The sequence below is a fragment of the Xanthomonas sp. NCPPB 3174 genome, from assembly GCF_056725205.1.
Map to the genome: position 1 here is coordinate 659745 of NZ_CM161517.1, position 23033 is coordinate 682777.

Sequence of the window (23033 nt, forward strand, 5' to 3'; positions counted from 1 at the left end):
ATGCGCCGCCCATGCTGGCGCTCAGGCTCTGGATATCGGCGCTGGCGGCGCGCGCTTGAGTCGGCGGGTGGTGGGTCTGTGAAGAAGACTCCATTGCGGTCGTACCCTCACCCCCGGCCCCTCTCCCGGAGGGAGAGGGGAGTGGTTTGGTCAGGTGGCGCGGTGGCCCCCTCCCTTCTCCCACCGGGACCATGGCCCCCTTTTCGGGGGAAGGTGCCCCGTAGGGGCGGATGAGGGTGCGGTTCGCTAGGGAGGTGTCTGGGGAAGAGGTTCCCTAGCCGTCGCACCCTCACCCCCAGCCCCTCTCCCGGTGGGAGAGGGGAGCTTCTGCCACGGCGCTGTGCAGAACGCGCACGACGCTGGCACTCTGGCGGCCGCGCCTGCCGCGGCGCGCCCACCACCACCACGGAGACTGCGCATGGCCGATTCCCGCGAACCCCTGCTGCACCCGGTCCCGATCCTTTCCCTGCGCCCCACGCAGATGACCGTGGGCATGCGCGAGGTCAAGGAGAAGCGCAGGCGCTGGCGTGCGCATGCGTCCAAGCACAAGCAGGCCGAGCTGCTCGGCACGCACATGATCCCGGTGGTGCTGGGGCCGGACGGCAAGTACTACGTGGTCGACCACCACCACCTGGCGCGGGCGCTGCACGACGAAGGGGTAAAGGACATCCTGGTCACGGTGATCGCCGACCTCAGCGTGGTCGACAAGGGCGCGCTGTGGAGCGTGCTGGATCATCGGCGTTGGGCCTATCCCTACGACGCCAAGGGCGAGCGCCGCCCGTTCAAGGACATGCCGACGTCGATCGCCGACCTGAAGGACGATCCCTACCGCAGCCTCGCCGGAGAGGTCCGGCGCGCGGGCGGCTACGCCAAGGACACCACGCCCTTCAGCGAATTCCTGTGGGCCGACCTGTTCCGCCGCCGGCTGCGGCGCCGCGACATCAAGGAGGATTTCGCCCGCGCCGTGGAAACCGCGCTCGCGCTGGCCAAGAGCAGGGACGCGAGCTATTTGCCCGGCTGGTGCGGGCCGTTGTCCGACGATTGATCCGGCGGGGTGTCATGCGCCGGCCTGCCGCCCAGGAGCGCGTGCAGGGCGCGTTCGACGCGCCCGCCGAACAGCAGGATGACGAAGGCGATGACCAGCGACACCGCCACGATCTGCCACTGGCCGGCGCCGCACATGATGCCGACGCAGGCGGTGAGCCAGACGCAGGCGGCGCTGGTCAGACCGTGGACCCGCACGTGCTTCTCGACGTGATAGATGACGCCGGCACCGAGGAAGCCGATGCCGGTCAGGATGCCCTGGATGACGCGGCTGCCGGCATCGGTGAAGCCGCCCTTGCCGAGCGGGTCGGCCAACAGCACCACCATCGCAGTGGCCAGGCCGACCAGGCCCAGCGTGCGGATGCCGATCGGCTTGCCGTGCAGGTCGCGGTTCAACCCGATCGCCGCGCCGGCAAGCGCGGCGATGCCCAGGCGCACGGCAATGTCGGACAGCTCGATCAAGGCAGATCTCCTGGTGGATGCGGCGGGGTGGGCGCCCGGCTCATCTTAGGCAACCCGGCCGCGCGCGCTGCGTGCACGCTGCCGGCCGACGTCAGAGCGCGGCGCGGACCTCGTCCAGGCGGGGCGGGTTGGCGCCGGCGCGGGTGCAGTTGATCGCCGCGGCGGCCACGCAGAACTGCAGCAGGCGTTCCAGCGCGGCTGGCTCGCTGCCCAGCGCCGCCAGCGCGGCCGGATCGGGCAACTGCTGCAGAAGCGCGGCCTGGAAGCTGTCGCCGGCGCCGACGGTGTCGGCCACCTGCACCACGCGGCCGGGCACGCGCGCCTCGCTGTCACCGCGCCAGGCCACCGCGCCGTCGCTGCCCAGAGTCATCACCACCAGCGACGGGCCCTGCTGCAGCCAGCTGCGGGCGACGGCGAACGGATCCTGCTGCGGATACAGCAGCTCGATGTCCTCCTGGCTGACCTTGACCACGTGCGCCAGCGCGATCCAGCGCGCCAGCCGCGCGCGCCACACCGCCATGTCCGGCTCCACCGTCGGCCGCACGTTCGGGTCCAGCGAGATCAGCCGCTGCCCGCGCTCGCGTTCGGCCAGCGCCTGGAAGGTGCTGGCGGTGGTCTCGGCGACCAGGGTGTACGAGCCGAAATGCAGGCCGCCGACGCGCGCGTCCAGCGCCGGCAGGTCGGCCTCGGTCAGCGCGCGATCGGCGCAGCCGGTGCCGTAGAAGGCGTAGTTGGGTACGCCGCTCGCGTCCAGCGCGACCATCACCAGGGTGGTCGCCTCGCGCTTGTCGATGCAGTAGTCCAGGGCCACGCCTTCGCCTTCGAGCGTGGCGCGCAGCTGGCGGCCGAGCGGATCGGTGGACAGGCCGGTGAACAGCGCCGACGGCGCGCCCAGGCGGGCCAGGCCGATCGCCACGTTGAACGGCGAACCGCCCTGGCGCGCGGTCATCGCGACCGAGGTGCCGGCATAGCCGTCGATGAAGATGTCGTACAAGGCCTCTCCGCACACCACGAACATCGAACCGCTCCTCGTCAGGTTGCAGCGCGCCGGCCGGCGCGATGGGGCGGCTATTGTGGCGTACCTGCTGCGGCGCGGCGACCGTGTTGGGGCAGGCAAGAGCGTGCGAGGATCAGGCTGGCTGGGGCCCCGTACCCTCATCCGCCCCTGCGGGGCACCTTCTCCCGAGGGGAGAAGGGAACAGCCGTGTGGCCATAGCCCCTCTCCCCCCGGGAGAGGGGTTGGGGTGAGGGTACGGGCGCGCCGCGCTTCATGGCCCACGCCCGCCGCAAACATCCCCGACAGCACCTTGCCGCCACCCCTGCGATAGTCGCCGCATCCCAAGCCAACCCCAAGGCCGTTCATGAAAATCCTGCTCGCCGGCGCCACCGGCCTGGTCGGCGGCCACGCGCTGACCCAGTTGCTGGCCGAGCCGGCCTGCAGCGCGGTGATCGCGCCGACCCGGCGCGCGCTGGCCATGACCCATCCCAAGCTGCACAACCCGGTGCTCGACTTCGACGCGCTGCCGGCACAGGCACCCTGGTGGCAGGTGGAGGCGGCGATCTGCGCGCTCGGCACCACGATGCGCCAGGCCGGCTCGCGCGCGGCGTTCCGCCTAGTCGATCACGACTATCCGCTGGCGATCGCGCGCCTGCTGCGCCAGCACGGCACCGAGGCCTTCGCGCTGAACTCCGCGCTGGGCGCGAATCCGCGGTCCTGGGCGTTCTACAACCGGGTCAAGGGCGACCTGGAACACGATCTGCGCGCGCTCGGCTTTCCCTCGCTGACCCTGGTGCGGCCCGGCCTGATCGGCGGCGAGCGTGCGCAACGCCGCCGCGGCGAGCATGCCGCCAGCGTGGTGCTGCGTGCGCTCGGGCCGCTGCTGCCGCGGCGCTACCGGATCAACCCGGCCGAACATATTGCCGCGGCGCTGGTCGATGCCGCGCTGCGGGCGCGTCCGGGCGTGCAGGTGATCGAGGCGGCGCAGTTGGTTTAGGAGCGGGGATTGGGGATTCGGGATGGGAGCGCGTGCGCGAGTCCGCAGCATTGCGCGTGCGATAGCGACAGCCCGGCCGTGGGGCGATCGTCTGCGGCGCGGCATCGTCGCCAGGCCACATCAGCACCGCATCGCGTGCAGCCCACGCTCGCCTTAGCGCGCTCGCGTGCATTGGCCGCGGCCGTACGCGCGACCCGCCTCAGGCGCCCAGCGACTGTCCGCCGTCCACCGCCAGCACCTGGCCGGTGATCCAGCGCGCCTGTGGCGAGGCCAGGAACAGCGCAGCGTTGGCGACGTCGTCGATCGCGCCGAAGGCGCCGAACGGAATGCTGGCGCGGATCTGCCGGTACAGCTCGGGCTGCTGCTGGCGGCGCTGCTCCCACAGGCCGCCGGGGAATTCGATGGAACCGGGCGCGATCGCGTTGACCCGGATCCGTTCGCGCGCCAGCTGCGTCGCCAGGGTGGTCGTGTAGTAGTTCAGTGCCGCCTTCGCCGCCGAGTATGCCGGCACTCGCGGCGTCGGCCGCAGGCCGTTGATCGAGCTGATGTTGAGGATGCAGCCGCGACCACTGCCGCGCAGGTGCGGTAACGCGGCGCGGTTGCAGCGCACCGCGGCCATCAGGTCGATGTCGAAGCCGGCCTGCCAGCTCGCATCGTCGTCGCCGTGGCCGTAGCCGGAGGCGTTGTTGACCATCACGTCGATGCCGCCCAGTGCGTCGGCGGCCTGCGCCACCCAGGCCTCGATCTGTGCGGCGTCGGCCAGGTCGCAGCACTGCTGCGCCACCGGGTGGCCGTGGCGCTGCAACTGCGTGGCGGCCTCGGCCAGCGGCGCCGGACTGCGCGCGCAGATCGCCACCGCCGCACCGTGGCGTGCGAAGGCGTCGGCGATGGCAAGGCCGATGCCGCGGCTGGCGCCGGCGACGAGCACGCGGTATCCCGCGAAGGGGGACGGATCGGTCATCGGTGGCTCCTGCGTGGCGGTGGGGCGTGCGTCGATTATCCGCGCAATCCGCAGCGCGCGGCCGCTTCTGGCACCATGGCGGCCCATCCCACGCAGCGCCGTCCCGCGACGGCTGCCTGAGCGTGGCTCACAACACGTCGCGCGCAGTTCCGCACCCGCTTGGCGGCTGCACAGTCGTTTTGTTGGCTGCGCTTCTTCCCTTTCCAGGATTTCCCGCAATGAAGAAGACCTACCGGCTCCGCATCGAAGGCAAGCATCCCGACCGCCTGCTCGACGCCGCCAAGCACGATATCCGCAAGTACATCCGCCGCGAGCGCCGCAAGACCCTGCCGGCCGGCACCGACTACTGGGATTTCGACACCCTGTTCGGCACCGAGGAAGCCACCGCCGCCGTGCTGCCGCCGGCCGAGCTGCTGCGTGCGGTCGACGCGCTGGTGGCCGCCGGCGGCGAGCAGTTCTACGTGGAGATCCGCAGCCGGGCGTGCACGCGGCCGCCGCGGGCCAAGGGCGGGCAGGGCGGGCAGGGCGAAAGCGAGCACGATTTCTTCGAGGACTGAGCGCGATCCGGCGCACCCGCGCGTCGGAGCCCATGCCGCGCGACTCAGCCGCTCGCGGGTGGTTCGCCGCCCTGCGCACGCGCCGCGCGCAGCCTGTCCTTTTTGCTCGGCCGCCTGCCCTTGACGCCACCGGTGGAGGTGGTGGCTTCCGCGGCGGCCAGTGCCGGTGCAGGCGTCGGCTCGAAACCGGGAATGCGTTCGCGCGGCACGTACACGCCCTGGCGTTTCTCGATCAGGCGCAGATGCGCCGCGCTGGCGGCATCGACGAAGCTCAGCGCCTGGCCTTCGGCGCCGGCGCGCGCGCTGCGGCCGATGCGATGGGTGTAGTCCGCGGTGGAACGCGGCAGGTCGTAGTTCACCACCACCGGCAGCGCGGCGATGTCGATGCCGCGCGCGGCCAGGTCGGTGGTCACCAGCACGCGCAGTTGTTGCTGACGGAACGCGTCCAGGGTGCGCTGACGCCGGCCCTGGGCGAGGTCGCCGTGCAGCGGTTGTGCGGCGATGCCGGCCTTGCTCAGGGCGGTGGCGACCTGCTCGGTGCTGCGCCGGCTGGCCACGAACACCAGCGCCCGTGGCCAGGCCTCGTGGTCCAACAGATGCTGGAGCAGGGCCAGACGCCGGTCGCTGTCGACCTCGATCGCGCGCTGACGCAGCGTCGCCGGAATCGTCGCGGCGTCGGCGGCGTCGCCGATCCGCCGCGGCGCGCGCAGCAGGCGCGCGGCCAGCGCCGCGATCGACGCCGGCATGGTGGCCGAGAACAGCAGGGTCTGCCGCGTCGGCGGCAACAGGTGCAGCAGCCGCTCCAGTTCGGCGCCGAAACCCAGGTCGAGCAGACGGTCGGCTTCGTCCAGCACCAGGTGCGCCACCGCGTCCAACTGCAGCGCGCGCTGCTCCAGCAGATCCAGCAGGCGCCCGGGCGTGGCCACCACCACGTCGGCACCGCCGCGCAGTGCAAGCATCTGCGGATTGATCGAGACCCCGCCGACCGCCACCACCACCCGCGGCCGCCGCGGCAGTTCCAGGCCCAGCGCGACGAAGCTGTCGGCGACCTGCACCGCCAGTTCGCGGGTCGGCACCAGCACCAGCACGCGGGTGGAGCGCGCCGGCCTGTCCGCCTGTGCGCAGGCCTGCAGCAACGGCAAGGCAAACGCCGCGGTCTTGCCGGAACCGGTCTGGGCCATGGCCAGCAGGTCGTGGCCGGCGACGATCAGCGGCACCGCCTGCCGCTGGATCGGCGTGGGCGTCTGCCAGCCGGCGCGCGCAAGCGCGGCGGCGAAGGCGGGATACAGCGCGGACGACAGACCGAGGGAAGCGAACGACATCGGGGAGAGGGGCAGCGGCAGGCCATGCGGGTCACGGCGGGCGTGCAGTATCGCCGACCGCGCGCGGACGGGTGAAGGCGCGCTCAGTGCAGCAGATCGGGCGCCCGCTCAGCGGCCCGCGCCGCCGCGCGCGCATAGCGCCGCTTCGCCAGCCAGCCGTCGCCCTGCAGGGTCTGCCGCAGCGCCAGGTTGTCGGCATCGTCCGGCGCCAGCCGGCAGGCCGCCTCGCACCAGCGCACCGCACGGTCGAAGTCCTGCCAGGTGGGATTGGAGGTCGTGCCATGGAAGTAGCCGAGGCCGCGCATGGCCTCCTCCCAGCCGGCGTGCGCGAACCGGGTGAGCACGCCCAAGGCGCGCTCGACCCGCGCCGGGTCGTCGTCGTGGTGGGCAAGGAAGTGGCGCAGGCCGTGCACACAGGCATTGGCGCGGCGGATCGCGCGTTCGGACAGCGTCGGCATCGCCGCGGTGGCTTCCAGGCAGGCGATCTCGCAGTCGTTGGACAGACGCACCAGTTCGTCCGGTGCCAGCCCGGCGATACCGCCCTGCTCGATGCCGCGGTCGTACACCAGGCTGAGGTTGTACGCGGCCCGCGGAAAGCCGTGTTCGGCCGCGCGCCGGTACCAGTGGATCGCCAGCGCCGGGTCGTAGCGGTCCTCGTCCTCGAAGTAGCGATAGCCCAGGGCGAACTGCATTTCCGGATAGCCGAGTTCGGCGCCGCAGTTGGCCATGTGGTGCAGTGGACCGTGCTGTACTTGCTCGTCGAAGGCGTAGTAGACGTCGTTGAACGGACACACCTCTTCCGGCGCGGGCAACGGTGCGAGCGTGGCGGCGTGCCGGTACCACGCCTCGGCGATGGCTGGATCGCGCTGCACGCCTCCCCAGCCGGTATCGCACAGCAGGCCGTAGAGCACGGCCGCATGCGCGCTCTGCGTGCAGCTGCGCGCGGCCAGGGCGCCCAGCCAGTCGGCCTGCAGGTGTCCGCCATGCACCGCAGCATGCAACGCCCGCAGCAGTTGGTGATCGTCCAGGCGCAACGGCGCCGGCAACGCGGCGACGGCCGACAGGTGGGGAACGGCCTGGTCCGGCTGCTCGGCGAAGCTGTAAAGCTCCGCCAACTGCAGATGCAGCTGCGCTCGGTCGCCATCGTCGTGCGTCCGCTGCAACATGGCATGCCCGTGTTGCACCGCTTGCGCGATCGCCTCGGCGTCGTCGGTGTCGATGCTGTCCACGTCGATCGCGTCGAGCCAGGCGACCAGGCGCAGGCGCTGGCGTTCGCCAGGGTCGAGGCGAGCGGCCAGCGGCCCTTCGGCCAGCGCGAGGATCTCTTCGCGGCTGCCGCCCCAGCGTGGGGTGTGCAGCGTGGCGTAGGACAGCAAGGCCGCGAGTCCATGGCCGCTGTGGCGCAGCGTCAGCGACAGCCAGAACCACGCCGGCGGCACCGGCTCATCGGGGTCTGGCTCTCCGTCCGGCGCACGCAGTGGCGCGGGCAGTACTTCGGGCAGGCCGAGGGACGCGAGGTCACGCGCATCCGCCGCATCGAGCGTGTCGTTGTCGCTGGGATGCACGCCGTCGCATCGCCAGCGCGTCAGCCAGTCCGGTTCGCCGAAGACCTGCACGCTGCGGGTGAGCAGCGTGCCGAGGACCCACGGCAGCGAAGACCGCGTCATCAGCTGCAGCGCGTCTGCAAACAAGCGCCATTGCGCGTGGCGCACCGTCTGCCACTGCGTCGCGTCGACGCCTTCCGCCCAACCCGTGCCACGTGCCTGCAGCGCCCGCCGCTCCCAACAGGCGCAGCGCAGGAGCCGCGGTGCCAGACTGTCCGGAGACTGTTGTTGCCATGCGTCCAGCAGGGCTGGCAGCGCACCGGGGCGGGCGGCCGCGAGTGCACCGGTCTCTTCCACGACCCGCGTGTACAACTTCGCCTCGCCGGCTGCATCGGTCGCGGCGAGCAGCGTCCGCAACTGCGCGTCCACCGCGTCGAAGCGTTGGGCGAGCAGGTCATGTTGGAAGGGGGTCAGATCGGCGCGCACGGCTTGCGCGACGGACATGGCGGGATGCATGGGACGTCTCGGATCGGAAAGGAAGTGATAAGGGCAGCCCGTGCCGTTGCGGTGCAGGCGGTCGGCGCATGCGGGTGACGCAGGCATGTCGTCTCGCCATTGCGGATCGCGACGGCACCGCGTGCCGACGGCAAAGCCCCGTGCGGTTCCGGCGCGGCGTGGCGGTGCAGGTGCGGAGCGCCATGCGCTCGCAGACGGCGCTGTCGTTGGGGGCGGAGAACTCGCTTGCGTGCAGGCGCTGCGCCGTCCGCGGTGGCGGCTGGCGGTGAAGGCGGCATTGGACGCAGGGAAGAGAAGACGAAAACGGGCACGGAACTGGGGGGCGCCGTCTGCCGTCGTGGATCGCACGCGCGGCGTCACGATGCAGACGACCGACATGCCGACATGGGGCGTCGAGTGGGGCGCGCAGTATAGGGCAGCGCCGTTAGCGCACCGTCGTCGCCATGGCGTCATCGCCGCGGCCATGCGGGTGCTGCGCGGGCCGATCGCTGCGCTTCCGCGGGTGCGTGCCGGCGATGCGCACAGCACGCACGTGCAGGGCTCGGCCACGCGGCGCTTGCGTGACGATCGCCGCGCTCTCGGCAGCGCTGTGTCGGCGTGGGGCGGTGCAATGCACGCGCTTGCCGATCGCCATCGTCACACGCCCGGCCACCGTGGTGGATGGTCGGGCGTGCACTGCGGACGTTACTGCGGGCAGCTCACGCCGACGGCGGCGAAGGCATTGCGCACCGCGGTCACCGAACGGCTCAGGTCGCTGGCCGCGGTCTGCACGCCGCAGGCGCCGCTGTTGAAGGTGGTGCTGGGCGTCCAGTACAGCTGGTTGGCGCGGGCGAACACTTCGAACGCGCTGCGCGTGTTCCAGCCGGAAGTGGTGGCCAGGGTGTAGAACGCCTTGTTGTAGACGCCCGAGGAGTAATGCACGTCCAGGCCGCTGCGATAGTTGGCGGCGTTGTCGATCGAGCTGCCGTCCTGGGTCGGGGTGGCCATGTAGCGCAGCGCACCGTTGGCCTTGAAGATCTCGGTGCCGACCTTGAAGTCGTTCGTGCCCTTGAGGTAGTACTCGGTGGCCTCGCCGGCCATGTCCGAGAACGCCTCGTTGATGCCGCCGGACTGGCCGGAATAGGTGAGGTTGGAATGCTGCTCGGTGAAGCCGTGCGAGACCTCGTGGCCGGCGACGTCGGCGCTGACCAGCGGATAGAAGCGCGTGTTGCCGTCGCCGAAGTTCATCGTCGAGCCGTTCCAGAAGGCGTTCTCGTAGCGCGTGCCGTAATGCACGCGCATCACCAGCTGGAAGGTCAGCGGCGCCACGCCGACGTAGCTGCGGTACATCTTCTCGATCACGCCGCCGAAGTAGTGCGCGTCGTTGATCGGCGAGTAGGCGCCGTTGATGGTCTTGTAGGTATTGCGCGGGCAGGTGAACTGGTACGCGGTGGTGCCGGAGCTGCCGCCGTTGAGGTTCACCGACTTGACGTTGGTGTTCTGCATGCGGCAGTTGTCGTCCACCTCCAGGAAGCCGTGGATGCTGTCGCTGCCGTACTCGTACTGGCCGGTCTTGGCGTTGCCGCCGGGGCCGGTGGCATCGCGCGTGGTCAGCGCGTCCCACTGCTTGAGGATGGCGCCGCTGCGCGCGTCCACAATCACGAATGGCCGGCTCGGCGCACCGCCCTGCGGCGCATCGGCGAAGAACGACACCACGTAGGCCAGGTGCGCGCGGTCGCTGTCGTCGAGATAGATCATCTGCGGCGCCTGCGCGCGTTCGATGCGGCGCTCGGCCTGTGCGGCGCCCAGCGTGGCGCGCTGGGCCACGCGCAGCGCGGCATCGGCGCTCAGCGAGGCGCTGGCGGCATTGGCGGCGGTGGCCGGCAGTTCGCTGGCCAGCCCGGCGACGGAGCGCCCGAACAGGCTGCGCACGCTGCCGTCGGCACGTTCGCTGACGATCACCTGCTCGCCCCACACCGGAATGCCGCGGAAGGTCTGCTGGTAGCGGCGGTGTACGGTGCCGTCGGCATCTTCGCTGCTGCCGAGCAGGGTAAGGGCGGACTCGGCATCCAGCCCGATCAGTTCGGCATGGCGCAACGCGGGTGCGGCCGGGATGCCGCCGACGCGGGCGGCGGCGCTGCGGTACTGGCTACCGAGCGTGTCCGGGTTCTTGGCGTGCAGGTCGACGCGCTCCGCCGCGTGGGCGGAGGTGGCGGCGAGCGCAAGCAGCAGGGACGGCAGCAGTGCCAACGGGCGATGACGAAGCGACTGGGTCATGTGCGGAATCCTCGAGCGCAAGAAGGAAGGACGCGCCGACGCGGCAGCGAAGCGGCCGTGGCGCGGTGCGTGGCATGACGTTTCATGGCAGTGCGGCCGATCGGCGCAGTGCCTCCCCTGTGCAGCGACCATAACGGCGTCGCTGCGTCGCGTGGTAGACAGGTTGCGTTCAGAATTTTTGGATCGGGCGGATGCGGTATCGCCGTACCCGCGAGTGTGATGCGCAATCGAGCCGAGGCGGTTCGCCATCACGGTGCATGCAGGTCGGCGGATGTGCACCGAATGCATGCGAAGCGATCCCAGCACCAAACCCAAGCCGCTGATAGCGCTTGGTCACTGCACTTGTGGGAGGGGCTTCAGCCCCGACGCGCTGTGCAGGAATTGCTCGGGGGAGCATCCCGTAGTGTGTAGAAGACAGCAGAGACCACGCGCGCCTCTGCGTAGCCTCCGCTGCAGAAGGGCTCGAACCCAGTCGCCCTTTCGTTCGTCGCGTCGGGACTGAAGTCCCTCCCACAATGGAGGTGCATGCCGCCATGGCGGTGCATCTGCTGCGTCAGGCGCAGCAGATGCACCGTCTGGTCTCAGGCAGGTTGGCTGATCTGCAAGGTGGCCGGCGCTCAGGCCGGCAGCGCCAGGTCGTCGATCATCGCGCGCAGGAAGCGCGCGGCCTCGCCGCCGGTGCAGGCGCGGTGGTCGAAGCTCAGCGACAGCGGCAGGATCTTGTGCGTCTCCACGCCGCCCATCACCGGCACCAGTTGGTGGCGGGCGCGGCCGGCGGCGACGATGGCCACGCACGGCGGCACCACGATCGGGGTGGCGTAGCGGCCGGCGAACATGCCGAAGTTGGACAGCGAGATGGTGTAGCCGCTCAGCTCCGAGGCCGGGATGCTGCGCGCCTCCACCTGCTGGCGCAGGCGGTTGATGCCTTCGCGCACGCCGCGCGCATCGAGCATGTCGGCATTGCGCAGGGCCGGCACGAACAGGCCGTCGTCGGTGTCCACGGCGATGCCGATGTCCACGTGCGCGTGCAGGGTGCGGGTCAGCGCCTCGCCGTCGAACCAGGCGTTGAGCGCCGGCACCGCCTGGCAGGCGGCGACGATCGCGCGCACCAGGCGTCCGGTGGTGTCGTTGCCCGGCGTCCACGCGTGCAGGTCGGCATCGTCGTTGAGCGTGGTCAGCACCACCTGGCGCTGCGCCTCCGCCATCACCCGCGCCATGTTGCGGCGCACGCCCTTCAGCGGCTCGGGCTGGCCCTGCACGGCCACGCCCGGCGGCTGCGTGCGCATCGGCTTGCCGGCGGCGGAAAGCGGCGTGCGCGCGGGCGCCGCTTGGGGTGTGCGGGCTGCCGTAGGAGCGGCTTCAGCCGCGACGGCGGGATGGCGTAGGGTCGCGGCTGAAGCCGCTCCTACGACGGCGCCGGCTTTCGCCGAGCCATCCGCGGCGGCCTGCTTGACGTCGGCCAGGGTCACCGCGCCGTCGGCGCCGCTGGCGCGCACCCTGCCCAGGTCCACGCCCAGCTTCTTGGCCAGGGCGCGCACCGCCGGCATCGCGCGCACGCCGCCGACCGACACGGCCTGCTCGCTGTGCACGGTGTTGGAGCTCTGCATCGCCCCGACCACGGTGCCGGCATCGTCGCGCTCGCCGGCGGTCTGCGCGTTGTCGGCGTCGTGCAGTTCGCCGCCGTCGTCGGAGGCGACCACGCGGTCGTCGGCCGCGGCGGTGTCCGCACCGGCGCCCTTGCCGGACGCCACCGACGCCGCGCCGCCGTGGTGATGGCCGGTGTCCTGGCCTTCGGCGCGCTGCGGCAGGTTCGGGTCGGGCGCGAACTGCGCCAGCATACTGCCGGTAACGACGATGTCGCCCGGCGCGCCGGCCAGCTTCAGCACCTTGCCGGACACCGGCGAGGGCACTTCGACCACCGCCTTGGCGGTTTCCATCGACACCAGCGGCTCGTCCAGCCGGATGGTGTCGCCTTCCTTGACGAACCACTCGACGATGGTGGCGTCGGGCAGGCCTTCGCCCAGGTCGGGCAGATTGAAATTCTTGGTTTGGCTCATGTGGTCTCTTCCAGCAGTTCCAGGTCGCGTGCCGGCAGCCAGCCCTGCGTGCCGTCGGCGCGCTCGGCCCACCACCAGTCGCCGTATTCGTGATGCAGGACGACGGTGTCGCCCTGCGCGGCATCGAGTTCGCGCGCGTCATAGTCGCGCAGCGCCACGGCATGGCCGTCGCCGGTCGGCTGCAGCCAGGCCAGCGGCGCCCAGCCGGCGCTGCCGGCGGCATTGGTGATCCAGACGAACGCGGGCCACTCTTCGTCGCGCACGCCCAGCGCGATCCGCTCGCCGGCGGCGATGCGGATCGGATGCGGATAGGCGGCGCGGTAATCGCTGATCAAACGTGCCTGCATGTCAACCCGCGGCCATCGCCCGCTTGGCCGCCGCGACGATCTTGTCGGTGCTCGGCAGGTACTTCATTTCCAGCCGGAACAGCGGGATATGGGTGTCGTAGCCGGTCACGCGCTGCACCGGCGCGACCAGGTCGTACATCGACTGCTCGGCCAGGCGCGCGGCGATCTCGGCGCCGAAGCCGGCGCTGCGCGGGGCTTCCTGCACGATCACGCAGCGGCCGGTGCGCGCCACCGATTCGGCGATGGTGTCGAAATCCAGCGGGCGCAGCGTGGCCACGTCGATCACTTCGGCGCTGATGCCGTCGGCGGCGAGCCGGTCGGCCGCCTCCAGCGCTTCCTTGACCTGCGCGCCCCAGGCGACCAGGGTCACGTCGGTGCCGTCGCGCAGCACGAAGCACACGTCCAGCGGCAGCGCCTCGCCGTCGTCGGCGACTACTTCCTTGTACTGCCGGTAGATGCGCTTGGGCTCCATGTAGATCACCGGATCCGGCTCGCGGATCGCCGCCAGCAGCAGGCCGTAGGCGCGTTGCGGCGAGGACGGCAGCACCACGCGCAGGCCGGGCACGTTGGTGAAGATGGCTTCGTTGGCTTCGCTGTGGTGTTCCGGCGCACGGATGCCGCCGCCCCACGGCACGCGCAGCACCAGCGGGCAGTGCAGACGGCCGCGGGTGCGGGTGCGCAGGCGCGCGGCGTGGCAGATCAGGTGATCGACCATCGGGTAGACGAAGCCGTCGAACTGCGCCTCGGCCACCGGCTTCATGCCCTGCGCGGCGAGGCCGACGCTGAGCCCGGCGATGGTGGTTTCGTCCAGCGGGGTATCGAGCACGCGCTGGGCGCCGAAGCGCTGCTGCAGGCCGGCAGTGGCGCGGAACACGCCGCCGTTGACGCCCACGTCCTCGCCCAGTACCAGCACCGACGGGTCGTGCTGCAGTTCCCAGGCCAGCGCCTGCGTCACCGCTTCGATCAGGGTAATGGGCGTGCTGGTCATCGGAGTGTCTCCGCGCGACGTCGCCGCGCTGTGGGCGGTGCCGGCCGCAGACGCGGCCGCGTGGTCGGCGAGGCGAGGGCTGAGCTCATCCATGGCGCTGCTCCAGGGCGATGGCCTCGGCACGCTGCGCGAGCAGGTCCGGCGGCGGGTCGGCGTACAGGTAGTCGAACATGGCTTCCACCGGCTGCACCGGGGTCTCCAGGTAGGCGTTGAGCTCGATGTCGGCCAGGCGCGCGCATTCCTGCTTCCACGCCGTTTCCTCGTCCTCGCTCCACAAGCCCTGCGCGCTCAGCCAGGCGCGCAGGCGCAGCAGCGGCTCGCGTTCCCAGGCCTGCTTGACCTCGGCATCGTCGCGGTAGCGGCGCGCGTCGTCGGCGGTGGTGTGGTCGGACAGGCGGTAGGTCATGAACTCGATCACCGTGCCGCCGTGGCCGGCCAGCGCGCGCTCGCGCGCCTGACGCATCGCTTCCAGCACCGCGATCAGATCGTTGCCGTCCACCTGCAGGCAGTGCAGGCCGCCGGCCAGGCCCTTCTGCGCAAGGGTCTGCGCGCCGGTCTGGGCGTTGCGCGGCACCGAGATCGCCCAGCCGTTGTTGATCACGCACAGGATCAGCGGCAATTGGTAGGCGCCGGCGGAGTTGAGTGCGGCGTAGAAGTCGGTTTTGGACGACCCGCCGTCGCCGCAGGTGGCCACCGCCACCTGTTGCTCGCCGCGCAGCTTGAACGCCAGCGCGGCGCCGGCGGCGTGCAGGCACTGGGTGGAGATCGGCACGCAGATCGGGAAGTCGCGGGCGGCGTCGGAATCGCGCTGATAGTCGTTGCCGCGCTCGTCGCCGCCCCAGTACAGCAGCACTTCGCGCGGGCGCACGCCGCGCATGAACATGGCACCGTACTCGCGGTAGCTGGGCGCCAGCACGTCGCCGCGGCGCATCGACGCGCCGATGCCGACGTGGGTGGCCTCGTGGCCCAGGCAGGAGGCGTAGGTGCCCAGCTTGCCGGTGCGCTGCAGGGCCACCGCCTTGCTGTCGAAGGTGCGCACGTAGAGCATCTGCTTGAACAGCGCCAGCAGCGTCTGCGGGTTGGCCGAATCGGCCGGAAGCGCGTCGCGGACCGGCTGGCCGCCCGCGTCGAGGTACTGCAGGAACTCAATTTCGAACTGGGCGGCGATGGGCATGGCGATGGCGCTCTCGACAACAAGTTTCAAATGATATGAGTCGGCATGTTAAGGAAGCCGTGCACAAAAGCCGTCGTGCACCGCAGCACGCGGCGATGCCGTATCGCACAAGAAAAGCGTGGTCCTCTCGCGTTGCCGATTGATGGCGTTGGGTATCGACGATGTTGCAGTGCGATGCATGCCGTTCATGTGCGCGTGGGTGTCCACCGGTGGCGGTGGCAACGCCGTCGTCCTGGCGCGCATGCAAGCGCGCGGACGCCTAGGAACGGACAGGAGGCAGGCGTGCATGCGCGCCCCAGAGCAGCGCTCAGCGCTGGCGCCGCGCATGGCGCTTGTCCCGTAGGAGCGGCTTCAGCCGCGACGGGCCTTCCCGGGAATGCCCGGTCGCGGCTGAAGCCGCTCCTACGCGATGGCGCCTGGGAGCCGCTGAATGTCGGCAGCACGTGACCAGCACCGGGGTGGCATTGCCCCAAGCAAAAAGGGCGTGGCCTTGCGGCCACGCCCTTGCACTTGCACCGCTTGCCGCGATCAGCGACCGAACAGGCGCAGCCCCTCCACGTAGGTGCTGAAGCGCGCGCTGTTGTCGCTGGGATCGGCGTCGGCCGAGGTCGAGCCGGCGCTGGCGCCAATCACGATCTGGCGGTCGGCCGGCAGCGGCCGCGTCGCCAGGCTCAGGCGGAACGCGGCGCTGGCGCCCGGCGCCAGGTCGGCGCCGCTGCGGCAATGGAAGCGCGCGCTGCGCAGGCCGTGGTTCTGCCGCACGCACTGCCAGCCGCGCGGCGGCACCAGCGCGGTGAGCGCCGACAGGGTGCTGCCATCGATCTCCAGGCTGGCGCCCTGCACCGGCGCATTGCCGTGGTTGCGCACATCGATGCGGTAGTCGGCGAAGAACGCCAGGAACGGCAGCGTGGCCGGGCCGTCGATCGACACCGCCAGGTCGCCGGCCGGACGCGCCTGCACCGCCACCGTGGCGCTGCCGCCGTTGTCGCCAGGGTTGGGATCCTCGGTCTGCGAGGCCACCGACGCGGCCAGGCTCAGGCTGCGCCCGACCAGGGCGGCGCCGGCCGGCACCGCTACCTCGAAGCGCGGCGTGGTGCCGGCGGCGAACTGTGCGGTGCTGCAGGTGACCACGGTCTGCGCGGCCACCTCCGGCGCGGCGCAGTCCCAGCCCGGGGCGGAGGTCACGCTCGGGGTCACCGCCGCGTCCAGGGCGAAGGCGACCGCGGCGGCGCGCGCCGCGTCCGGACCGGCGTTGGCCAGGTCCACGCTGTAGCGGATGGTGTCGCCGGCGTAGACCGACGCGTTGGCGGCGCTCACGCGCAGGCTCAGGTCGGCGCGCTCCAGCGGCTTGAGCTTGATCAGCACCACCGCCGGGTCGTGGTCGGACAGCCGCGCCGGCGAGTTGGCGTCGTTGCGGGCCACGGCCGGGAAGTCGGCGTTGAGCCGCGCGTGGGCTTCGCTGAGGCCGGCGATCTGCACCGAGCGCATCAGCGCGCGGTTGGCCAGGATGTGGTCCAGCGACTGCACGTTGCCGTCGTAGGCGTAGGAGTAGCTCTGGTCCGGCGTCGACAGCAGGGTGAGGTTGTACAGCGCCGGATCGACCAGGGTGGCGCCGTCGCCGGGCACCACGGTCTGCGCGTCCGCCGCCGGCAGGCCGGTGATGGTGCCCATCGCATCGACGTAGCCGTCGTTGAACTCGAAGGCGTTGAAGTCGCCCATCACCAGCAACTGCTCGCTCGGATCGGCGGCCTGGCGCGCCTGCAGCAGGTTGGCCAGGAACACCGCCTGTGCCTGGCGCTTGGCGCGGATGCGCTGGCCGCTGGCGTCGTCGGTCTCGGCGCCGTTGAGCGAACGCTGGTGCACCTCGACCACGGTCAGCGGCAGCGTGCGGCCGTCGGCGAAATGCACCACCGCCTTCAGCAGCAGCGGCGGGCGGTCGTTGAGCAGGCTGACCGTACCGCTGGGCTCGGTCCAGGTGGTGGCCTTGCCTTCCTGGCTCACCGAGACCACCTCGACGCGGGCGATGCCGGCGCCGACCTGCGCGGTCTTGACCAGGAAGCCGACGTCGATGCCGCCCACGTCGTTGCCTTCCTGCAGGTAGGCCACGTACTGCGGATCGGGTTGGCCGGCGGCCACCGCATCGCGGTTGACGCGGTCGGCCAGGGTCTGCAGCACGCTCAGGTTCTCGATCTCCACCGTGCCGAGGATGTCGGGGGTGTTGAGGTAGTTGCGGATCGCCAGCGAGGCCTTGTTGAGGCGCGCCTGGTAGGCGGCCGCGGTCAGCACCGGTTCGCCGATCGCCGGATCGTTCTGGTCGTCGAAGAAGCGCTCCATGTTGTAGGTGGCGATGTTGACGTCGTCGGCCTGCGGCGCTGGGGCCGGCTTGGGCTGGTCGGCGCCGTTGCACTGCACGGTGGGCGCGGTTTCCGGATAGATCGTGTAGCGGCGGAAGCTGTAGTCCAGCGGGCCGCTGACGCCGAGCACGGTGCAGCCGGCGGCCACGTCGATGCGCTCGCCGCCGAGGCCGGCGCTGCCGACCGCGATCACCTGCGGGCTGGTGTTCCAGCGCGGCACGTCGCTTGGCGAGCCGGCCGGCAGCGCGTCGGGCTGCTGCACGCCGGCGGTGCGCCAGGCGCGCGGCAGGCCGGTGACCACGGCATGGAACACGCCGTTGCTGGTGGCGCTGGCGTTGGTCTCGTTGACGTTGCCCAGGGTCGGGGTGTTGACGGTCAGGCTGGGCACGGTGACGCGCATGCCTTCCAGGCGCTCGAGCTGGTCGTAGGCGCCGTTCGGGTCGGGGAAGCGGGTGGTCAGCTCGACCGCGGCCGGCAGCGGATTGCCGGTGGACTGCAGCAGCACCGTCGGCGAACTCAGTTCGGTCAGCGGCGGCTGGCTGGGGTCGGTGCTGGGCACGTATTCGACCACCGTGGCCTGCACCCGCACCGCGTTGCCCACTGCGGCCTCGGCCGGCGGCGCGCTGCCGGTGTAGACGTAGATGCCTTCGGAGGTGAGCGGGTCGGCGTCGGCCTGGGCGTCGGGCGTCTGCAGGAAGAAGCCGGCGCTGCGTCGCGCGGTGACGATGCCGCTGGTGGCGACCACCTGGCCGACCAGCGGCGAGCGCGCGCCGCTGCCCTGGATGCTGTGGATCGGCACCAGGTTGAAGTCGTCGTTGAGGATCACCCCGCTGGCGGTCAGCGTGGCCGGCAGCGCGCCGCTGACCCCGCTGATGTCGAGGTAGAAGGTTTCGTCCGGTTCGTTGCTGGTGTCGCCGTTGACCAGCACGCGCACCTCGGCGCTGCTTTCGCCGGCCGCGATGGTCACCTGGGTCGCGGCCAGCGCCTGGTAGTCGCTGCCGGCGGTGGCGGTGCCGTCGCGGGTGGCGGCGGTGAAGGTGACGCCGGCGCTGCCGGCCGGCTGGCTCAGCGTCACCGTGAACACGAACGCGGTGCTGCCGCTGTCGCCTTCGGCGCGGCTGACGTTGACCACGCTGGCCACCGGCAGGTTGCCGCCGCCGCACAGGCTGACCGGCGCGGCGCTGTTGCGCGGGTTCGGTGCGCCGGTGGCGAAATCGGCGTTGTTGTTGTCGCTGTCGGTGCAGCCGCCGTTGCCGCGCAGCACCGCCAGGGTGTTGCTGGGCGCGGCGGTCGGGGCGCTGCCTTCGGCGCAGCTGGCGCTGCTGCCGTAGCCGACGAAGTCGGCGTTGCCGGCCGGGCAGGCGCCGCTCAGCGCGGCGCTGGCCTTGCTCAGCGCGATCTTGCCGGCGGTGCCGCTCATGGCGATGGTGCCGGTGGCGTCGGGCGTGGGCAGCGCGGTGCTGCCGCCGCTGCCGTCGGCCTGCTTGACCAGGTAATAGCCGCCCGGCGCGATGCTGCCGCTCAGCGTGGTGACCTGCCAGCTGCTGCCGGCGGCCGAGGCGTACTGCACCGACCAGCCGGCCAGGCTCACCGCCTCGCTGCCGTTGTTGTGCAATTCGACGAAATCGCTCTTGTAGGTGGCGCCGCTGTTGCCGCCACCGCCATAGACCTGGCTGATGACCACCTGGGCCTGGGCGTACCCGGCACCCCCCAGCGCGCACGACAACACTGCAGCTCGAAGCAGCATGGTTCGCATGAACAAGATCTCCCCAATCCTTGAAGACGTGGACTCAAGAGTGGCTAACGAAACGTAGCGAGCAGTCGCCAGGTGGGTGCGGACGGCGCGGAGGAACCGCAGTGTACGAGTGGTACATGAGGATTCCGAGCACCGTCCGCGCCCGCCTGGTGGCTGCGCAGTCGTTTCGTTTGCCGCTCTTACGCAGATGACGTGACGGCGCCCCCCAGGCGCCGCCGACGATTGTGCCGGAGTTTGTCAGCCGGTGCTGACCAATGTGTGACATTCGTCGCTGCGGTACCCTTGCCGGCCCGGAACACCCGCGCCACCCCACGCCTGCCGCCCATGCCCGTCGAACAGAACCAGCGCCCGCTCGAAGCCGGCATCCACACCGACCTGGAAGGCCGGCTGACCTACGGCGGCTACCTGCGCCTGGATCGGCTGCTGTCGGCGCAGCAGCCGCTGTCCAACCCGCCGCACCACGACGAACTGCTGTTCATCGTCCAGCACCAGACCTCCGAGCTGTGGCTGAAGCTGCTGGCGCACGAGTTGGGGGCGGCGATCGCGCACCTGCAGCGCGACCAGGTGTGGCAGTGCCGCAAGGTGCTGGCGCGCAGCAAGCAGGTGCTGCGCCTGCTGACCGAGCAGTGGTCGGTGCTGGAGACCCTGACCCCGTCCGAGTACATGGGCTTCCGCGACGTGCTGGGGCCGTCCTCCGGGTTCCAGTCGCTGCAGTACCGCACCATCGAATTCATGCTCGGCAACAAGAACGCGCAGATGCTGCCGGTGTTCGATCACGACCCGCAGGGCCAGGCGGCGCTGCAGGCGGTGCTGGAAGCGCCCAGCCTGTACGAGGAATTCCTGCGCTACCTGGCCCGCTTCGGCCACGCGGTGCCGGCGCCGTACCACGCCCGCGACTGGCGCCAGCCGCATGTGAGCGACCCGCTGCTGCGCCCGGTGTTCGAGCGCATCTACGAGAACACCGACCGCTACTGGCGCGAGTACGCGCTGTGCGAGGACCTGGTGGACCTGGAGACTCAGTTCCAGCTGTGGCGCTTCCGCCACATGCGCACGGTGATGCGGGTGATCGGCTTCAAGCGCGGCACCGGCGGTTCCAGCGGCGTCGGCTTCCTGCAGCAGGCGCTGGCGCTGACCTTCTTCCCGGAACTGTTCGAGGTGCGGACCTCGGTGGGGCTGGAGGGCCGGGACGCGGGACCCGGGGCCGAGGTTCCGGGTGGAGCGACGACCCCGCTGTAACCCGGCGCGTGTGGCGAGTGCCGCCGGCATTGCTGCGTTGCAGGCACGGAGTCTTCTGGCGATGGCGGGGGCCATTGCCGCGCGAGCGCCGTTTTGTCATGGCTCCGCGTCGCGCTCGCGCCGCGTTTTTTCGGCTCAAGGCCCGCTGCTTTTCCGGGTCCCAGGTCCCGAGTCTCGGGACCCGCCTCTCTCGCCACATTTGACGCCACGCCGTCGCTCGGTGATCCTCGTCCGTTGCCCGGCCTGGCCGGCCGCACCGCCCCAGCCCATCCTGAATACGCAAGGGAACACCGCATGAGCGTTGACGTCGTCGCGTCGAACAATCCCGCCTCACCGCAACCGCCGTCAGCGCAACCGCCCGAATTCAAGACCCTGCTGGGCCATCCGCGTCCGCTGTGGCTGCTGTTCATGACCGAGTTCTGGGAACGCTTCGCGTTCTATGGCATTCGCTGGGCGCTGACGTTGTACATCGTGTCCGAGTTCTACCATGGCTCCGGCGCCGGCGAGGCGCCCGCCAACAAGCTCTACGGCGCGTATCTGGCGCTCGTCTACGCGTCGGCGCTGTTCGGCGGCTTCGTTGCCGATCGGTTGATCGGCTATCAGCGCTCTCTGTTGATCGGGGCCGTGGTCATGTCGGTCGGCCTGTTCCTGATCGCGGTACCGAACCAAGAGGTGTTCAAGATCGGCTTGGCCACGATCATCGCCGGCAACGGCCTGTTCAAACCGAACGTGTCCACCATGGTCGGCAAGCTGTATCCGCTCTCCGACCCGCGGCGCGATTCGGGTTTCACCATTTTCTACATGGGCATCAACGCCGGTGGTTTCCTGGCGCCGATCCTGACGGGGTTCCTGGCGGACAAGTTGTTCGGCAGCGAGGCGATGCCGGCCTACAAGTACGTCTTCATCGCGTCCGGCATCGGCATGTTGATCAGCCTGGTGTGGTTCTGGGTGGGTCGTCACCAGCTCGGCCCCGTCGGCAAGCCGCCGGTGGGCGGCGAAGGTATCGGACGTACCATCGGGGTGTTGGTCGCGACGCTGTTGGTCATCCCGCTGGCTTACGGCCTGCTGCTCATCGATGCCGGCATCCTCGGCTGGATTCTGACCACCCTGTTCGTGGCGCTGTGCGCCATGATCCTGGTCGAGGGTATCCGCGAGGGCCGGATACCGCGCGACCGCTCGATCGCGATGCTGATCGTCTTCGTGTTCAACGTCATGTTCTTCATGTTCTTCGAGCAGGCGGGCAGTTCGTTCAACTTCCTGGCGCAGAACATCGTCGAGCGTGACCTGGGCGGCTGGGTGTTCCCGGTCGGCTGGTTCCAGTCCGTCAACACGCTGGCGATCCTGGTGCTGGGGCCGGTATTCGTGTGGTTGTGGGTGGCGCTGAAGTCGGCCAATCCGTCGATTCCTCGCAAGTTCGGCCTGGGCCTGATCTTCAACGGTCTGGCGTTCGCGTTGTTGATGTACGCGCTGTCCTCGCTGGTCGATGGCAGCGGCAAGATTCCTTTCTGGACCTTGTTCATGGTCTACGTGATTCAGACCGTCGGTGAGTTGTGCCTGTCGCCGATCGGCCTGTCGATGACGACGAAACTGGCACCGACCAAGGTGGTGGGCTTCGCGATGGGCGGTTGGTTCCTTTCCACGGCCATCGGCAACAACCTGTCCGGCATCTTCGCCGCGGGCGTCAGCGGCGAGAGCGGCATGACCGTAGAATCGGCGTTGAAGGGCTACACGTTCGGCTTCTGGGCCTTGCTTGGCTCGGGTGTGTTGCTGTTCCTGATCGCGCCGTTGATCAACCGACTGATGCACGGTGTGAAGTAACGTGAGGACCAAGCAATGGCGATGAACAAGACGATCTGCGCTGCCCTGGCGGCGATCCTGGCCCTGGGCGGCTGCAGCCAGACGGCGCCGCCCGACGAGCAGGCGCCGGCCAAGCCGCTGGACACCTCGGTGCAGAAGCCGCCGGTGGCCGATCCCAACCAGCCGGTGGCCTCGGGCAATACCCCGGCCGCCGCCGACATCGCCGCGGCCAAGGCGCTGGGCGCGCAGTTCGACCCGCAGCGCAACCCGGCCGACGACCTGGAGACCGCCATGGTCGAGGCCAAGCGCGGCGGCAAGCGCATCTTGCTCGACGTGGGCAACGAGGCCTGCGACTGGTGCCACACCCTGGACACCTTCATCGAGGGCGATGCGGAGCTGCGCAGCTTCCGCGACGCCAACTTCGTCTGGGTCAAGGTCAACGTCAGCGACGCCAACAAGAACGAGGCGTTCATGGCGCAGTACCCGAAGATCGTCGACTTCCCGCACCTGCTGGTGCTCGACGCCGACGGCAAGCTGCTGCACTCGCAGATACTCGCCGACCTGCAGAAGGGCAAGGACTACGACCGCAAGAAGTTCTCGGACTTCCTCAAGGAATGGGCGCCGCCCAAGGCCTGAGCGGTCGCGAAGCGCGCTTTCGTGATTTCGTA

The 23033-nt window shown here is 70.3% G+C and carries 18 protein-coding genes and 1 other RNA gene; 6 read left to right on the plus strand and 13 right to left on the minus strand.

Going from position 1 to position 23033, the window contains the following annotated elements; genetic code table 11:
- Positions 1 to 418 precede the first annotated feature (418 nt).
- Positions 419 to 1045 carry a ParB-like protein gene (locus AC1PK7_RS03010; protein ID WP_481099830.1) on the plus strand — a complete coding sequence of 209 codons (627 nt, stop codon included), beginning with the start codon at positions 419 to 421 and terminating at the stop codon, positions 1043 to 1045.
- Here the strand turns inward: AC1PK7_RS03010 and AC1PK7_RS03015 are convergent.
- On the minus strand, positions 1006 to 1506 hold the full coding sequence (locus tag AC1PK7_RS03015; RefSeq protein ID WP_420008844.1) for an MgtC/SapB family protein: 501 nt from the start codon (positions 1504 to 1506) through the stop codon (positions 1006 to 1008). The two genes, AC1PK7_RS03010 and AC1PK7_RS03015, sit on opposite strands and share 40 nt — an antisense overlap.
- 91 nt (positions 1507 to 1597) lie before the next feature.
- On the minus strand, positions 1598 to 2524 hold the full coding sequence (locus AC1PK7_RS03020) for a carbohydrate kinase family protein (RefSeq protein ID WP_481099831.1): 927 nt from the start codon (positions 2522 to 2524) through the stop codon (positions 1598 to 1600).
- Between the two features lie 343 nt (positions 2525 to 2867).
- Between AC1PK7_RS03020 and AC1PK7_RS03025 the strand changes: the two genes are divergently transcribed.
- The gene (locus AC1PK7_RS03025; RefSeq protein WP_481099832.1) at positions 2868 to 3500 is read left to right on the plus strand and encodes a Rossmann-fold NAD(P)-binding domain-containing protein; all 633 of its coding nucleotides are present in this window, start codon (positions 2868 to 2870) and stop codon (positions 3498 to 3500) included.
- Between the two features lie 199 nt (positions 3501 to 3699).
- On the opposite strand, the gene AC1PK7_RS03030 is transcribed toward AC1PK7_RS03025, so the two are convergent.
- The gene (locus AC1PK7_RS03030) at positions 3700 to 4461 is read right to left on the minus strand and encodes an SDR family NAD(P)-dependent oxidoreductase (RefSeq protein WP_481099833.1); all 762 of its coding nucleotides are present in this window, start codon (positions 4459 to 4461) and stop codon (positions 3700 to 3702) included.
- A gap of 218 nt (positions 4462 to 4679) precedes the next feature.
- Between AC1PK7_RS03030 and AC1PK7_RS03035 the strand changes: the two genes are divergently transcribed.
- Complete coding sequence (locus AC1PK7_RS03035) at positions 4680 to 5018, plus strand: DUF6172 family protein (RefSeq protein WP_481099834.1); 339 nt, start codon at positions 4680 to 4682, stop codon at positions 5016 to 5018.
- Positions 5019 to 5062: 44 nt separating this feature from the next.
- On the opposite strand, the gene AC1PK7_RS03040 is transcribed toward AC1PK7_RS03035, so the two are convergent.
- The 10 genes from AC1PK7_RS03040 to AC1PK7_RS03085 all read right to left on the minus strand — a co-directional run bounded on the left by AC1PK7_RS03040 (position 5063) and on the right by AC1PK7_RS03085 (position 19450).
- Positions 5063 to 6340, minus strand: a complete 1278-nt coding sequence (locus AC1PK7_RS03040) for a DEAD/DEAH box helicase (protein ID WP_481099835.1) — start codon at positions 6338 to 6340, stop codon at positions 5063 to 5065.
- A gap of 83 nt (positions 6341 to 6423) precedes the next feature.
- A complete protein-coding gene (locus tag AC1PK7_RS03045; RefSeq protein WP_481099836.1) occupies positions 6424 to 8778 on the minus strand; it encodes a DUF4034 domain-containing protein in 2355 nt (784 codons plus the stop codon).
- Between the two features lie 46 nt (positions 8779 to 8824).
- On the minus strand, positions 8825 to 9034 hold the full coding sequence (locus AC1PK7_RS03050) for a hypothetical protein (RefSeq protein WP_481099837.1): 210 nt from the start codon (positions 9032 to 9034) through the stop codon (positions 8825 to 8827).
- Positions 9035 to 9084: 50 nt separating this feature from the next.
- Positions 9085 to 10656, minus strand: coding sequence for a M4 family metallopeptidase (locus tag AC1PK7_RS03055; RefSeq protein WP_481099838.1), 1572 nt, complete (start codon positions 10654 to 10656; stop codon positions 9085 to 9087).
- Between the two features lie 617 nt (positions 10657 to 11273).
- A complete protein-coding gene (locus AC1PK7_RS03060; RefSeq protein ID WP_481099839.1) occupies positions 11274 to 12713 on the minus strand; it encodes a dihydrolipoamide acetyltransferase family protein in 1440 nt (479 codons plus the stop codon).
- The gene (locus AC1PK7_RS03065; RefSeq protein ID WP_010340973.1) at positions 12710 to 13060 is read right to left on the minus strand and encodes an SH3 domain-containing protein; all 351 of its coding nucleotides are present in this window, start codon (positions 13058 to 13060) and stop codon (positions 12710 to 12712) included. The genes AC1PK7_RS03060 and AC1PK7_RS03065 overlap by 4 nt, the downstream gene beginning before the upstream one ends.
- A gap of 1 nt (position 13061) precedes the next feature.
- Complete coding sequence (locus AC1PK7_RS03070; RefSeq protein ID WP_019799772.1) at positions 13062 to 14141, minus strand: alpha-ketoacid dehydrogenase subunit beta; 1080 nt, start codon at positions 14139 to 14141, stop codon at positions 13062 to 13064.
- A complete protein-coding gene (pdhA, locus tag AC1PK7_RS03075) occupies positions 14134 to 15222 on the minus strand; it encodes a pyruvate dehydrogenase (acetyl-transferring) E1 component subunit alpha (RefSeq protein WP_481099840.1) in 1089 nt (362 codons plus the stop codon). Before pdhA ends, AC1PK7_RS03070 begins: the two co-directional genes overlap by 8 nt.
- A gap of 528 nt (positions 15223 to 15750) precedes the next feature.
- Entirely contained in the window at positions 15751 to 19332 is a 3582-nt protein-coding gene (locus tag AC1PK7_RS03080) for a lamin tail domain-containing protein (protein ID WP_481099841.1), read from the minus strand.
- A gap of 42 nt (positions 19333 to 19374) precedes the next feature.
- A non-coding RNA gene (locus AC1PK7_RS03085) (sX9 sRNA) lies at positions 19375 to 19450 on the minus strand.
- A gap of 206 nt (positions 19451 to 19656) precedes the next feature.
- Here AC1PK7_RS03085 and AC1PK7_RS03090 point away from each other — a divergent pair.
- From AC1PK7_RS03090 to AC1PK7_RS03100, 3 genes are all read left to right on the plus strand, one after another.
- Positions 19657 to 20568, plus strand: coding sequence for a tryptophan 2,3-dioxygenase (locus AC1PK7_RS03090; RefSeq protein WP_481099842.1), 912 nt, complete (start codon positions 19657 to 19659; stop codon positions 20566 to 20568).
- Positions 20569 to 20862: 294 nt separating this feature from the next.
- Positions 20863 to 22386 carry a peptide MFS transporter gene (locus AC1PK7_RS03095; protein ID WP_420008855.1) on the plus strand — a complete coding sequence of 508 codons (1524 nt, stop codon included), beginning with the start codon at positions 20863 to 20865 and terminating at the stop codon, positions 22384 to 22386.
- 15 nt (positions 22387 to 22401) lie between these two features.
- Positions 22402 to 23001 (plus strand): thioredoxin family protein, encoded by a 600-nt coding sequence (locus AC1PK7_RS03100; protein ID WP_481099843.1) that lies wholly within the window; start codon positions 22402 to 22404, stop codon positions 22999 to 23001.
- Positions 23002 to 23033 lie beyond the last annotated feature (32 nt).

Bases quoted from the DNA above. Each gene is read 5' to 3' on its own strand.
- AC1PK7_RS03030 (WP_481099833.1), bottom strand. From the start codon at position 4,461: ATGACCGATCCGTCCCCCTTCGCGGGATACCGCGTGCTCGTCGCCGGC.
- AC1PK7_RS03080 (WP_481099841.1), bottom strand. From the start codon at position 19,332: ATGCGAACCATGCTGCTTCGAGCTGCAGTGTTGTCGTGCGCGCTGGGG.
- AC1PK7_RS03025 (WP_481099832.1), top strand. From the start codon at position 2,868: ATGAAAATCCTGCTCGCCGGCGCCACCGGCCTGGTCGGCGGCCACGCG.
- AC1PK7_RS03045 (WP_481099836.1), bottom strand. From the start codon at position 8,778: ATGTCGGTCGTCTGCATCGTGACGCCGCGCGTGCGATCCACGACGGCA.
- AC1PK7_RS03095 (WP_420008855.1), top strand. From the start codon at position 20,863: ATGAGCGTTGACGTCGTCGCGTCGAACAATCCCGCCTCACCGCAACCG.
- AC1PK7_RS03035 (WP_481099834.1), top strand. From the start codon at position 4,680: ATGAAGAAGACCTACCGGCTCCGCATCGAAGGCAAGCATCCCGACCGC.
- AC1PK7_RS03100 (WP_481099843.1), top strand. From the start codon at position 22,402: ATGGCGATGAACAAGACGATCTGCGCTGCCCTGGCGGCGATCCTGGCC.
- AC1PK7_RS03010 (WP_481099830.1), top strand. From the start codon at position 419: ATGGCCGATTCCCGCGAACCCCTGCTGCACCCGGTCCCGATCCTTTCC.
- AC1PK7_RS03060 (WP_481099839.1), bottom strand. From the start codon at position 12,713: ATGAGCCAAACCAAGAATTTCAATCTGCCCGACCTGGGCGAAGGCCTG.
- AC1PK7_RS03055 (WP_481099838.1), bottom strand. From the start codon at position 10,656: ATGACCCAGTCGCTTCGTCATCGCCCGTTGGCACTGCTGCCGTCCCTG.
- pdhA (WP_481099840.1), bottom strand. From the start codon at position 15,222: ATGCCCATCGCCGCCCAGTTCGAAATTGAGTTCCTGCAGTACCTCGAC.
- AC1PK7_RS03020 (WP_481099831.1), bottom strand. From the start codon at position 2,524: ATGTTCGTGGTGTGCGGAGAGGCCTTGTACGACATCTTCATCGACGGC.
- AC1PK7_RS03070 (WP_019799772.1), bottom strand. From the start codon at position 14,141: ATGGATGAGCTCAGCCCTCGCCTCGCCGACCACGCGGCCGCGTCTGCG.
- AC1PK7_RS03040 (WP_481099835.1), bottom strand. From the start codon at position 6,340: ATGTCGTTCGCTTCCCTCGGTCTGTCGTCCGCGCTGTATCCCGCCTTC.
- AC1PK7_RS03050 (WP_481099837.1), bottom strand. From the start codon at position 9,034: ATGGCGATCGGCAAGCGCGTGCATTGCACCGCCCCACGCCGACACAGC.
- AC1PK7_RS03090 (WP_481099842.1), top strand. From the start codon at position 19,657: ATGCCCGTCGAACAGAACCAGCGCCCGCTCGAAGCCGGCATCCACACC.
- AC1PK7_RS03065 (WP_010340973.1), bottom strand. From the start codon at position 13,060: ATGCAGGCACGTTTGATCAGCGATTACCGCGCCGCCTATCCGCATCCG.